General features: G+C 60.3%; 10 protein-coding genes and 1 pseudogene. 4 read left to right on the forward strand and 7 right to left on the reverse strand.

The genetic code is table 11. The features are described 5' to 3' along the window. Positions 1-10: 10 nt before the first annotated feature. The 5 genes from AB4Z19_RS07905 to AB4Z19_RS07925 form a co-directional block, all read right to left on the reverse strand. Entirely contained in the window at positions 11-562 is a 552-nt protein-coding gene (locus AB4Z19_RS07905) for a TonB-dependent receptor domain-containing protein (protein ID WP_442026201.1), read from the reverse strand. Continuing rightward, the gene (locus tag AB4Z19_RS07910; RefSeq protein WP_442026199.1) at positions 448-3,081 is read right to left on the reverse strand and encodes a TonB-dependent receptor; all 2,634 of its coding nucleotides are present in this window, start codon (positions 3,079-3,081) and stop codon (positions 448-450) included. The genes AB4Z19_RS07905 and AB4Z19_RS07910 overlap by 115 nt, the downstream gene beginning before the upstream one ends. Before the next feature lie 166 nt (positions 3,082-3,247). Then, positions 3,248-5,389 carry an exo-alpha-sialidase gene (locus AB4Z19_RS07915; RefSeq protein WP_442034916.1) on the reverse strand — a complete coding sequence of 714 codons (2,142 nt, stop codon included), beginning with the start codon at positions 5,387-5,389 and terminating at the stop codon, positions 3,248-3,250. A 2-nt stretch (positions 5,390-5,391) separates the two neighbouring features. After that, positions 5,392-6,660: a GDSL-type esterase/lipase family protein gene (locus AB4Z19_RS07920; protein ID WP_442034917.1), complete on the reverse strand. Its 1,269-nt coding sequence runs from the start codon at positions 6,658-6,660 to the stop codon at positions 5,392-5,394. Positions 6,661-6,776: 116 nt separating this feature from the next. Next, positions 6,777-7,568, reverse strand: a complete 792-nt coding sequence (locus AB4Z19_RS07925) for an SDR family NAD(P)-dependent oxidoreductase (RefSeq protein WP_442034918.1) — start codon at positions 7,566-7,568, stop codon at positions 6,777-6,779. A gap of 63 nt (positions 7,569-7,631) precedes the next feature. Between AB4Z19_RS07925 and AB4Z19_RS07930 the strand changes: the two genes are divergently transcribed. From AB4Z19_RS07930 to AB4Z19_RS07945, 4 genes are all read left to right on the forward strand, one after another. Further along, the gene (locus AB4Z19_RS07930) at positions 7,632-9,050 is read left to right on the forward strand and encodes a hypothetical protein (RefSeq protein WP_442034919.1); all 1,419 of its coding nucleotides are present in this window, start codon (positions 7,632-7,634) and stop codon (positions 9,048-9,050) included. Beyond that, complete coding sequence (locus AB4Z19_RS07935; protein WP_442034921.1) at positions 9,047-10,336, forward strand: hypothetical protein; 1,290 nt, start codon at positions 9,047-9,049, stop codon at positions 10,334-10,336. The genes AB4Z19_RS07930 and AB4Z19_RS07935 overlap by 4 nt, the downstream gene beginning before the upstream one ends. Positions 10,337-10,508: 172 nt before the next feature. Further along, complete coding sequence (locus AB4Z19_RS07940; RefSeq protein ID WP_442029200.1) at positions 10,509-10,748, forward strand: hypothetical protein; 240 nt, start codon at positions 10,509-10,511, stop codon at positions 10,746-10,748. 91 nt (positions 10,749-10,839) lie between these two features. Then, on the forward strand, positions 10,840-11,166 hold the full coding sequence (locus tag AB4Z19_RS07945; RefSeq protein WP_442029199.1) for an EthD family reductase: 327 nt from the start codon (positions 10,840-10,842) through the stop codon (positions 11,164-11,166). Positions 11,167-11,235: 69 nt separating this feature from the next. Here the strand turns inward: AB4Z19_RS07945 and AB4Z19_RS07950 are convergent, their stop codons facing one another. Further along, entirely contained in the window at positions 11,236-12,456 is a 1,221-nt protein-coding gene (locus AB4Z19_RS07950; RefSeq protein ID WP_442029203.1) for a glycosyltransferase, read from the reverse strand. Positions 12,457-12,547: 91 nt separating this feature from the next. Further along, a pseudogene (locus tag AB4Z19_RS07955) lies at positions 12,548-12,689 on the reverse strand (IS30 family transposase); the annotation flags it as partial.

Below are 12,689 nucleotides of genomic sequence, written 5' to 3' on the forward strand. Positions count from 1 at the left end.
ACCCCACTCCTTAGAACGAATAACGCATCTTCACGGCGTAGCGCGGACCGGAAGCGAACCACGCACGGCCCATCAAGCCGGTGTGCTGCTGCATCAGCTGACGGTATGTGGAATCGGTCAGATTGGTGCCTTCGAAGCCCAGGGACAGACGCTCGTTCACCTGATAGAACACGGATGCATCCAGCGTACCGTAGGAGTCCGCCCAGGTTGGCAGCGCCCAGCGTACTGTGTGCTGGCCGAAGGTCGGGCTGGCCGGATTGGTATCGGTCGCGTCGCCGCCGTTGGTGCCGTTCACGTTCACAGCCTGCAGATTTTTCGAGCGCCAGCTGTAGGCCATGCGTGCCGACCATGGGCCTTTGTCGTACAACAGCGCCAGGTTGTAAGCATTCTTGGACAGCAGCGGCAGCGGCAGACCGTCGAAGGTCTGGCCATTGGTGTCGCAGCCGTTCATATTGGTGTTGGCATTGGCCGTCTGGCTGGAACCGTTGCAATAGGCCGAGAACACAGGGCTGTACAGCTTTTGCTTGCTGTCGACGTAGGTGTAGTTCGCCTGGAAGCCGATGCCGGAGAACCAGCCGGGAGGCGGTCGAAATACTGCTGGTAGGCGATCTCGATACCGCGTGCATGGCCCTTGGCGCCATTGACAGGACCTGCCACCGAGAAGTTCTGCGGGTTGCCGTTCACGTCCGGAATCTGGAAATTGTAGATCTGGTTGATGATCACATCGCGCAGCTGCTTGTTAAACAGCGCCACCGTCACCGAACCAGCCTTCGCGAAATACCATTCAGCCGTTACGTCAGTCTGGTTGGACTTGATTGGCTTCAGATTCGGATTACCCTGCCCGTCGCCAGACTGGTTCACGCTGTTGATATGGGTCGTGGTGCCGGTATTGGTGATGTCCGCAGTCTGCGACAGCGTGGTGTAGGCCTGCAACTGCGAGAAGTCCGGACGCGACATGGCGCCGGAGAAGCCGAACCGGAACTGCAGGTCATCGCGCACTTTCATGCGCAGGTTCAAGCTTGGCAGCACATTGTGGTAGCTGTTCTCGAAGTCCTGCGGGGCCTTGAACGCCGGGATATTCGCAAACGTCTGACCGGTCACCGAATTACCCGATGGGACATTGATGCTCGGCGTGAAGACGGTATAGCCGTGCGCCGTCATGTCGGTCTTCACATAACGCACACCGAGGTTACCGTCGATCGGGAAGCGCAGATTGTCGAAGCCGAAGCGCACCTGCGTGTAGAACGCCTTGGTCTTCTCGCTCTGGTCATTGGTACCGGCCGGATCGGTGCCGAACGTAGCAGGAGTCCATGGCGCGCAGCCGGACGAATCGCCGCCGTGGGCCTCAGCGCAGAGGATGTCGTGATACTTGTGCAGGGCCGCGTAGCTGCTGGGGTAGCCGGTTGCAAGCGCCACGTTCGGGAACACCAGCGTCGGCACCTGCGTGTTGTTGTTGAAGAAGTTGTTGAACGTGTGGAGTTCGGTGTTGTTGGCGAAGCGCGGATCACCCAGCGACGCCAGCTTGCTGATGTCCCAGCCCAGCTGCCAGGTCTGCGAAATCGGCGACCAGTTGTAGCTTGGGTTGGAATTCATCGTTACCGAATCCTTGTCGGTCAGACGCACGCCGAAACGGATGTCGCGCAGGAAGGGATGATCCTCGAAGTCGTAGATCGCATCGCCTTTCCATGCCTTGCCGGTAGCCTTGGAGCGGTCCATATGCTCCATGGTGAAGGCCCAGTAGTAGTTCTTCGGATCGGCCAGGAAGGCAGTATCCGCCTGGTCGAAAATCAGGCGCGGAACGTCGCCGCTCAGGTCGACCTTCTCCTTCGCCATCTGCACGCCGGTGGCTACTGTGGAGTCGAAGCTGTTGGTCTTGGCCTTGATGTACTGAAGGTCGGACTTCAGCGTCCAGCGGTCGGCCGGACGCCAGGTGATATTCCAGCCGATATCGGTGGTGTCTGATTTGCGGTTGGCGGTACGGGTATCGCCGCCGAAGTTGATGCCGCCGTCGGCCGGGTCGGTCAGGGTGCCCGTCAGCAGATTGCCGTTCGGGCCATAGGTCGCGTCGGAACTGACCTTGATGTTGTAGGGGCTGGCCTGCGAGAAAATGGCGCGCTCATCCCACTGCATTTCATACTTCGACTTGAAGAAGGTCAGGTGCGATTTGAGGGTGGAGTCCTTCTGCCATTGCAGGGCGCCGTAGTAGCCCTGGCGCTTGCGGTCGAAGTCCAGCGTACGCCATTGCGAGCCTTTCGGCACCCACACGGTCTTGCCTGCGACAACGTCGTCACGCGGGTAGTAAGGCTCGACCTGGAAGGCGTCGGTGCGCACCTGGCTGCGCGAGTAAGCGAGATCGATCATCGCGCCAATTTCGCCGACTGGCGTCTTCCAGCGGTTGGATGCCATCACCGAACCGCCGGGCGAGTTCTTGCCACCCAGCGCATTGTGAGTGGAATCCAGGCTGAACGCCACTTTCGAACCCTTGAAGTCGAATGGCAGCGCGGTACGCAGGTTGACCAGGCCACCCACTGCGCCTTCGATCTGTTCTGCGGAAGGATTTTTGTACACGTCCACGCCGGCCATCAGCTCAGGCGGAACGTCTTCGAAATTCAGCGAACGGCCACCGTTGGCGGAGAAGGAATCGCGGCCATTCAGTTCGGAGCGCACATAGGTCAGGCCGCGCACCGTTACGCCGGAGCCTTCGACCGAGTAGTGTTCCGGATCGCCTTTGGCCATGGTGCGGTCGATCGACACGCCGACCACACGCTGCAGCACTTCCGTCACGGAGCGGTCCGGCAGCTTGCCGATATCGTCCGCCACGATAGAGTCCACGATTTCGTCGGAATTGCGTTTGATGTTTTGCGCGGACTGCAGTGCGGCGCGCTGGCCGGTGACCACAATCACCGAGGCATCAGCCGGCGTGGCGGATGGCGCGGCCACTGCTGCCGGTGCGGGTACGGGCATTGGGTTGGCGGCCGGAGCCGGATTGCTGTCCTGGGCGCTGGCAGCCTGCGCTGCCATAAAAGCAATCTGGGCCACGGCCAATGCGATTGCGGTCTTCTTGAACGGATACGGGCTCACTCTCTTGTCTCCTCGCTGTCGTTGATTGCGTGTTGCATCACGCTATGCTGCTAGTTTGCTTGGCACATTTCGTTATCGCAATTATGAAAATCACCAAGTGCGAAAACGTTTTCAAAGAATTGCTAAAAAGAACCGCTTGAAGCGGTCGTTGCTGCTTAGTTCCTGCTTAGTTGGCGCTGTCCTGCGGATGGCCGTAAACGATGCCCCGGCCGGCCGTGCTCATGTAGACCCAGCCGTATCGATTCATGTCGCCGACAATGAACTGGCCATCGCCGGGGCCGCCGTACTGATGGGCGTCGTCATTGATGCGGGTCCAGCTCGCACCGCCATCAAGCGAGCGGTGCACACCACGCACGCCGCCGACGCTGCCCCAGATATAGATCGCCGGATAGCTGGCGCCGGGCGCCGCTTTGCCGAAACCGACCGCCGCGCAGAATTGCACATTGAGGAGTGGCGCAAATGACACACCCGCGTCCACCGAATGCGCCAGGCCGCCGTCGTGCAGAGGCAACCACAAATCCCCCGCCCTGCCCGGCACTGCGCGCAGCACGCCGGATGCGCTGGCTGAAAGCGCTGCTCTGGRCTCAAATTTGACACCGCCGTCGGTACTCGCCAATAGTGTGCCGTTGTTGTATGCGTAAAACAGTTGCGGATTTTCCGCGTCCGCAACGGGCCGCAAATTGGAAGTGCGCAGGCCGCGCACTTCAGTCCAGGTGGCGCCGGAGTCGGCCGAACGGTAGGTCAACGCGCTGCCACGTGGACTGTGCAGAATCACTTTGCCGTCCGCCGACAGGGCGACCTGCCCCTGCTGTCCCTTGAGTGAAGCTGTCGTGCTCCAGCGCGCGCCGCCGTCCGCGGTGAGATACATGGCCGAACCAACGCGCACCATGGCGGCGGGTTGGCGGCCCGCGACTGCCAGACCAAACGTGGTGCCCATTTCCGGCTGGTGAATGGGCGCATACTGCGCAGGATCGGCATGCAGGAAGCCGTCGTAGTCACCGATCGCCGACACCAGCGGCCTGCCCGGCGCGCTGACGGCATTCAGGGGCACGGTTTCCTCAAGCCCGCGCACATGGAAGGCCCACACCGCCGGCGTCGCATCGATATCCGCCGTATGGAAGATGCCATTGCCGGAAGTGACCCAGGCCGCTTTGGGATCGAACGGGTCGAACTCCACCACGCTGGCCCAGTGAATTGCGTGCCCTTTCAGCCACGAGACGCCGGACAAGTCCTTGGCAAAGCCACGCGCAATCACATCGCTCCAGCTGGCGCCACTATCCGTCGAGACAAAGATACGATCTCCTTTGGCATCACACTGCGGCAGATAGGTGCTGATGGTGGAAGCCACCAGGCGCTGCGGACGGCTGGGATCGACGCTGATACCGCTGAACGGTGCGGTGACGCCAGCGGGCGTGACCTCCTTCCAGCTGCCATCGGCGATGGCGTATTGCCAGATCTGTCCCCGATCCATCGGTTCCGGCTGTTTGTTATTGGGGTGCGGACCGGCGCCGTTGGCATAAGTGATGTAGAGCTTTCCCTGGCCGTCCAGCGCCGCCCGTTGCGGCATCAGAGCGGACGGTGCGCCAGCCACGGGGGCAAACGTGGCGCCGCCATCATCGCTGCGGTAGAAGCTGGGACCCAGCGCGCCGTAGCGCGACACACCGACATACAAACGCTGGGCGAGGCCATGCACTATGCTCGCAGGGTCCGGAATGACGAAACTGATGCCCGCGCCATTGGGCGTTGTGCTGACATCCAGGCCAGGCATATGGCGCCAGCTGGCGCCTGCGTCGCTGCTGCGGAACAGGCCATTCCAGCGCGTTCCCACGTACAGAACATTGCCGTTGCCGGGATCGACTGCCAGCCGTTCGCCGTTATTGCGGCCCATGCCGTTACCATGGGTCTTGAACAGATTCGTTACCTCGGTGATGGCGAAAGTCTTGCCGTAATCCTTCGAACGCAGGATCGCCGTGCGCCCGCCATTCAGGTAGCTGATACCGGCCAGCAGATAGACCTTGCCGGCATCATGTGGATCAATCGCGAGCGAGTCGACGCCGAGCAGGCCTGTGTCGGCATCCGACAGCCAATCGAGCAAGGGCACCCAGCGCGATGCGGTCTTGTCCCAGCGGTAAGCGCCGCCCACATCGGTGCGCGCATACACCACGCCTGCCTCGCTATGGCTGGGAATGATGGCCGAGACAAAGCCGCCGCCGCCAATGGCGACGCTGTCCCAGACATAGGGCTCGGCGGAGGCGGCACAAGCCGCCAGCGCTGCTGCCAGCGCGGTCAGATATCGCACCAGTTTCATGCTTAGTTCGCCAGCAGCTTGCTCAGTTCCGGCGCCATGGCCCTGGCCCAGATTTCATACCCCTTCTCATTGGGGTGCAAGAGATCAGGCATGATGTCGCGCGACAGCCCGCCATTCGCATCAAGGAAGGCTTGATTGATGTTCAGGAAGTAGACGTGCTGGTTGTCCGCCAAGCCCGGGAGAATGTGATTGACGCCCTCATTGATCTGGCGCAGCTGGTCGTCCGCCTTTTCGCCACGCGGGAAGATCGCCAGCAGCAGGATCCTGGCATCCGGCAGACGGGCGCGCAGTTCGTCGATATTCCGCTTGATGCCAGCGGCCGTGTATTGGGGCGCTTCCTGGCGATGGCCGGTGTTATTGGTGCCGAACATCAGCACCACCACCTTGGGCGAAGTGCCATCCACTTCCCCATGCTGCAGGCGCCACAGCACGTTTTCCGTGCGGTCGCCGCCGAAGCCCAGCGCCACCGCATTGTATTTGGCGTAATTGCGCTGCCAGACTTCCTTGCCGCTCTTTTCCCAGCCTTCAGTAATCGAGTCGCCAATGAAGATCACATCGCTGCGCTTGCCCTCCGCTTTCAATTGTTTGTTCGCTTCCAGCTTGGCCAGATGGCGGGGCATCCACCAGCTGATGGACCAGGATTCGTTCAGCATATCCGGCGTGACTGACACGGTCCGGTAGTCCGGGCAGCTCGCGCTGGCCGTGCCCGCACGCTGCAGGCGTACATTGGCCAGGGAGACGTCGCCATTTCCCATGCCTTCCAGCGTGAACGGTTTGCTGACCGCGCTGAAGTCATCGCCTTCGCGCATGAAGCAGGATACCGGCAGACTCACATGCTGCCAGCCTTTCCCTTCCATCGCACGCGCGGGCAGCAGGAACGGCACCTTGCGCTCGCACTTGTCGCCGCAGTCCATGCGGATGGACAGGCCGCCTTGCGTCAGATCGTTCACTTTCAGGTCGAAGGCCAGCAGGCCATGCGCCGCATACGGACGCATGTCCAGCGGCGTGCCTTCAATGCGCAAGGCGGAGAACCAGGCGTCTTTCCAGCTTAGATTGAGGGCATCACCGCGATCGACAATCTGCACCGCGTTGCGCGGCGCCTCAATGGACACGCTGGCGCCAAGCAGCGGCTTCTGTCCATCCGGATTGACGGCGGCGACGCGCCAGCCGTCCACCGGACGGGATGCATAGAGCGGCAAATCCGCCTGGGCCTTGGCCGCACCGGACAGCACCATGGCGGCGGCGCATAGCCACCCTATCCTTCCCAACATCTTGCCTCCGTATTGAAATCGTTTTCACTTCATTGTGCGATTCGCGCCAGCCGCTGGCAATTACGAAAATCATCAACTCGCGGAACGATTCTGCGGAGAACGAATACCAGGACTTCTCAGAAGGCGCTCTTGACCACGCCGCCATCCACGCGCAATGCAGCACCGGTGGTTGCCGATGAGAGCGGGCTGGCCACGTAGGCGACCATCGAGGCGACTTCCTGTGGCGTGCCGAAGCGCTTGATCAGGGAGGTTGGCCGTACATGATCGAAGAATTCCGCTTCAACCTGCTCGAAGGTTTTGGCGGCCGATTTCGCCATGTCCGCCACAAAGTCGCCGACGCCGCGCGATTTGGTCGGACCGGGCAGCACGCTATTGACCGTGATGCCGGTACCGGCAACCGATTCCGCCAAACCACGCGCCACCGCAATTTGCGCTGTCTTGGTCATGCCGTAGTGGACCATCTCCGTCGGAATCTGGATAGCGCTTTCGCTGGAGATGAAAATGATGCGCCCCCAATTCGTGCGCTTCATTTCCGGCAGCACCAGGCGCGCAAGGCGAACGCCGCTCAGCACATTCACGTCGAAGAAGCGCAGCCAGTCTTCATCCGGAATGTCTTCAAAGGGCTTGGGCTCGAAGATGCCCAGGTTGTTGACCAGGATATTGATACCCGGATGGCGTTGAACGACTTCCTGCGCCGCCTCGGCCTTGCTGAGGTCGCCGACAAAGCCCAGAACGGTGCCGCGGGTTTCGGCCCGCATGCGGTCCACTGCCTCATCGACGCCCTGCTGAGATCTGCCGTTGACGATAACGCTGGCGCCTTCCTGGGCGAGCGTGTGGGCGATTGCGTAGCCGATGCCGGCGGTGCTGCCACTTACCAAAGCTAACTTACCGTTGAGTTGCAAATCCATGTCAATACTCCCTATTTATAGACAGTAATTCAAGTTTCGCGAGAAAACAGCCGTTAAGCGAGAATGAGCTCCATATCCAGCCTCTCCAATTGGCAACCGGCGGCACGTGTTCCGTCCGGCCGTAATGTCAATCCAATCGTCGCTCAGCTTGATGCCGCGGCCTCATTGCCGCCGTCAACCGTCGTCAAACTGAGCCCCGAAGCAATCGCTGCCGCCTCAGCGCCCCTTTCGATCAGCGAGCGATACAAAGACGCCGGCGCCGCCATGCTCAAGCAGCTTGGCGCCGGTTCAGCTATTCCGGCCGATCATGCCAAATTGCCGGAGTCAGTTGACAACAAGTTCACGCTGAATATTACTACGCGCAGCGGGACCAAGGTCGAGCTTACGCTGGCCAATGTGGACGACGAAATGATTTATCAGGTCAGCTCCAGCGCTGATCTGAATGATGATGAACGCAAAGCCCTGTCCAATCTGGCGGCGGGCTTCCAGTCCGCGATCGATGGCATGGCGGGTGCGGACCCGCAAGTGCGGCTCAGCGGACTGACTCAGTTCGATAGCAAGTTTGTGCAGTCCATCGACTTCCACTCCGAAGTCGCGCTCTCTGGCTCGCAGCCCGCATCGCAGACGCTGGATTTCCACATCGACGGCACGCAGCGGAAAGTGAGCATCGGCGGCCCGGATGGTCAGGCTGAAGTCAACGTGGACACGAACTCTTTGCAGAACGTAGGCACCAGGCAGCAGCAGACAAAAGCCATCAACAATTATCTGGCCCAATTCGACCAGGCAGCCTCGCGCGGGCACGGCGACATGAAGCTGATGACCATGTTCAAGGATGCCTTCTCCGATATGAACCGGACGGCCACCACTGAAGACCGCCCCAGCTCTTACACTGCGCCATCCAGCTGGCAACTGAACGCCGACGATCATGCCGCGCTGACTGGCCTGTCCGATTTCAGCGCGTCCGTCAGCCAGACTCCGAAATACCCCAATCCGCTCAAGCCGCAGCAGAAAGACAGTTTCTCTTATGATGTTTCGCAGCTGACCAGTGTCGATGGTCCAAGCCAGGATGACCGTACCGTTGGCCAAACCCAGCAATCACATTTGAGCGCCCAGTATCACACGGCCCTCGGCAAAACCAGCGCGCCGTCATTCGATGGAACGCTGCAAACGCAGAACTACGAATATCACAAGATCGAAGACAATGCGGGCAGCAACGTTTCGCTGAACTACCGGCACGGCAAACTGGTCAAGGCAACGCTGGAACAAATGGCCAGCCAATCCGAGCAAGTGCAGACCTTCATCCTCGGCAAGCTAAAGTCCGACAGGACCATCCCAAGCCAGCAATCGCTCGTGCATGATCTTCTGCCCTCGCTCACGTCCTATGAGCACCGCAGGGGCGACGACACCTTGAACAACAATGTCTTCCTGCTCGGTTCACCTGGCGCACTCGTGGCGCGCAAGCAGCAGCTAGAAGGACAATGATCCGTCGGCTGCATAGTGCTGCGCGCGCCCTCCTCGCCTTTGCGCTTGCATGCAGTCTGATGCACCTCGCACACGCAGCCAATGAAATCGCGCTGGCGCGCGCGGAAATGCCATTGAACGGACCCTGGGCCTTCCGGCTGGGGCACGATGCGCGCTGGGCCTTGCCCGCGTTTGACGATCGTGACTGGGAACGCGTGGACCTGACACCGGCGCCTGACGCGCACGACGGCGATGTCGGCCTTCCCGGCTACGTTCCGGGCTGGACGTCACGCGGCCACCCTGGACAGTGGGGCCACGCGTGGTACCGGCTGCATGTCCGTTGGAGTGTGCCTACGGGCTCTGTTCCTGTTCTCGTCGGACCAACCCTGGTCGACAGCGCGTATGAAGTCTACTGGAATGGCCGCCGGCTTGATGGCATCGGCGACTTCACTAGCGAGCGTCCGCGCATTTTCGGCGTCCGGCCAAAGCTGATTCCCCTTGGCGAAACCGCTCCAGCAGGCGAAGGCGTTTTAGCTATTCATGTCTATCTCCCGCGCGAGTCGGCTGGCGACGCCGAAGCCGGCGGGATTCATGTGGCGCCCATTCTCGCGGAACCCATTGCCGCGGAGGCGCGCTATCAAATGCAATGGTGGAAGACTTTCTGGGGCTATGTCGTCGATCTGCTGGAGCCGTTGGCTCTGTTGATACTTGCGCTCTTTGCGCTTGCGCTACGGCGCTTTGCTCGCAACGGCCCATTTCTGCTGCTGGCGGCAGGAGCCGTGTCGGCAATCGCAGCGTCGCGCATTAATCAGCCTTTGTTCTACTGGACCGAAGCCGAGAGTTTGCAGACCTTGCTGGTGGCGCGCTACGTCATCTTCAATCCGTTGGCAGCCGTGCTGTGGCTGCTCGCGTCCTATCGCCTGGCGGGCGTCCGCAAGCGCCGATTGGACATTGCCACTTGCGCACTTGGAGCGCTGGCTGGCCTGGCCGCCCTGCCCGGCTTTGGACTCCCCCCGCTTCAGACGGGCGCGCGGGTCGTTCTGCTCGCGCTGTACTGTCTGTCATGCATCGGCGTTGCACGACACGGCCGCCAGCGATTGCCGGCGCTTCTCACCATGGCCGTAATGGGTGTGGCCTTGTTCCCGGGAGAACTCTCGGTGCTTGGCTTTCCCGGCATCTGGTTCCCCTTCGGAGTAGGCGTCTCACGTACCCAGTACGCACTGGCGCTTGAGCTTCCTCTCCTCGCCTGGTTCATGTACTTGCATGCTTCGACCAGCGCGATGACATCTCATGGACGTCAGCAATAAGGGATAGGTCCCCTGGCAAATCCTCATCTTGCATGGTTTTCAACTGGGACATTATGTCTCAATGTATGGAAATTGCTTTCAAGTAGTATGCATCGCAACTGCTGAAGCGGCGAATTGAAGTCGTGGTCCTCACGATAGATAGCGTCAAGTAATAGCCTGAAAATACTTAAAAATGATGGATTGGATTCCGATAGTCTTCGTTACATTCAAGGTTCTCGTGCTCAGCACGGGTATGTTCTTCGCCATCAAGTGGCATTACGATCAAGGGAAGAAACAGAAGGAAATGGAGCGGCGCGCGGTGCTACGCGCAGGCGGCCAGGTGGCTGTCGTCTTCGCGCTGTCACTCCTGTGCCTGGGCCTGGTCACCTTCGAGCTTAGCAGCGTGCTCGGTCTGGACTTGACCTTCCCGTGATGGCATAGAATAGTCGGCCGACATCCAGTGATGACGCGATAGCTCCCCAACCAGGGCGCCTCGACTGCATTGCGCCAACAGGAGAAAACCGATGATCAAAGTCAGTGTCATGTATCCGTACGCCGCAGGCGCGCGATTCGATCATGCTTACTATCGCGAGAAGCATATGCCAATGCTAAAACAGCGGCTCGGCGATGCATGTCTGTACTACTCGGTGGACAAGGGCATCGCTGACGGTGCTCCCGGCACTGGCCCTGTTTACGTGGCCAAGTGCGACTTTTTCTGCACTTCCGTCGAAGCCTACCAGGCGGCCCGCGCCCCTCACGCGCAGGAGATCAGGGGCGACATAGCAAACTACACGGATATTCAACCCGTGCTGCAAATCAGTGAGGTGGTGGTCGAGCGTTCGGAAGTCTGACCAAGGTTCGCTTATCGCCAGGCGCCGCCATCCGCGTATGGCGCACCCGCGTTAGCTAAAGAAAAGGCTTCAGGAATCGCTTTGGCTGGGCGCTTGCACGCGCATCTTCCACTGCCCGCCCTTGCCGGTCCAGTAGCGCACCGCCGATCCAATCGTCGCACTCACGTAAAACAAGGCAATCAACGGCAACGCCGGCGCCCACAGTATCGACCTGCGGTAATAACGCAGCATTGGGGCATACGCGATACACATGAGAATCCACGCCGCCCAGGCAGGCCAGGCACGCGTCCCCATCGCCAGGGCGAATAGTGGCGGAACGAGATAAATCAGGAACATGCCGGCTATCGTGCCGGCCAGCAGGAGGGGCGAATAGCGTAACTGTGTAAACGCCGTGCGCGCGATCATGTTCCAGATGTCACGCCACGAATCGTACGGACGTAGCGACTCGCTCGATTCCGCCAAATCCAGACGAATGGGCCGCGCTTTGCCTTTACCGCGACGATGCTTGATACGTTCCGCGAGGCTGCAATCGTCGATGAGCTCGTGCCGGATCGATTCGATACCGCCTGCTTCCACCAGCGCCGAACGTCGCACGAGCATGCAGCCGCCCGCCGCGCCCGAAGTCGTCTTCTTGACGTCGCTTACCCACGCGAACGGATAGAGCTTTGCAAAGAAGAAGACAAACGCAGGAATCAGCGCCTTCTCCCACAGCGAGTCGCAGCGCAAGCGCACCATCAGTGAAACGAGATCGCGGTCTTCGAGAATGGCACGCGCAACGAGCTGAGTGGTGGCATCGGCCGGATGATGGATGTCGGCGTCTGTCAACAGCAGAAACTCGGCGGGAAGGTCGAGCTTTGCGACCGCGTCGATGCCCTGCGACTGCGCCCAAACCTTGCCTGTCCAGCCTGGTGGCAGCGGCTTTGCGGTCAACACGGTCAGGCGGTCCTGAAGATCGAGGTCACGTGCCGTGGCCGCGGCAACGGCCGCCGTACCGTCCGTGCTATCGTCATCGATGACGATGACGTGGAAAGCACCCGGATAGTCTTGCTTGAGCAAAGAACCGACCGCACGGCCGATGACATCGGCTTCATTGCGCGCCGGCACGACCGCCACCAGCGCGGGCCACGCACCGCGAGGGTTGAATTCGTCGTCGCCGATGGCCTTGATGGTGCTCTCAGCAAGCGCTCGCGCTGGCCGCACGCGCCAGAAGCCGCCGCGAGCCACCAGCAAAACAACCCAGATCAGAAGAGACAACCAGGCGATTAATGGCGCAAGAAGAAAATTAGTCATGATCAAGTGTCGAGCGAAGTCGATGAAGTCGCTCACAATCCGCTCCCGGCCCTGTGTTACGCCAAGTGTATGGCAACTTCCGCCTGCGGATTCAGCCGGTCGACGCAACACATTGATAAAACCGTTGAGCCGGCGTTTCATAGTCTAACGTTTTTCTAGGTCGTTCATTCAGCCGATTTGCGATGGCGTCGAGCTGACCTTGCGAATAACTTGATAAATCCAGTCCCTTTGGC

It is taken from the genome of Pseudoduganella sp. RAF19 (assembly GCF_052114165.1).
Classification (GTDB): domain Bacteria; phylum Pseudomonadota; class Gammaproteobacteria; order Burkholderiales; family Burkholderiaceae_D; genus Rugamonas.

What these genes read in the sequence shown, in the direction of transcription:
- AB4Z19_RS07920 (WP_442034917.1), bottom strand. Translation starts at nt 6,660, where the DNA reads ATGTTGGGAAGGATAGGGTGGCTATGCGCCGCCGCCATGGTGCTGTCC.
- AB4Z19_RS07925 (WP_442034918.1), bottom strand. Translation starts at nt 7,568, where the DNA reads ATGGATTTGCAACTCAACGGTAAGTTAGCTTTGGTAAGTGGCAGCACC.
- AB4Z19_RS07930 (WP_442034919.1), top strand. Translation starts at nt 7,632, where the DNA reads ATGAGCTCCATATCCAGCCTCTCCAATTGGCAACCGGCGGCACGTGTT.
- AB4Z19_RS07935 (WP_442034921.1), top strand. Translation starts at nt 9,047, where the DNA reads ATGATCCGTCGGCTGCATAGTGCTGCGCGCGCCCTCCTCGCCTTTGCG.
- AB4Z19_RS07940 (WP_442029200.1), top strand. Translation starts at nt 10,509, where the DNA reads ATGATGGATTGGATTCCGATAGTCTTCGTTACATTCAAGGTTCTCGTG.
- AB4Z19_RS07945 (WP_442029199.1), top strand. Translation starts at nt 10,840, where the DNA reads ATGATCAAAGTCAGTGTCATGTATCCGTACGCCGCAGGCGCGCGATTC.
- AB4Z19_RS07950 (WP_442029203.1), bottom strand. Translation starts at nt 12,456, where the DNA reads ATGACTAATTTTCTTCTTGCGCCATTAATCGCCTGGTTGTCTCTTCTG.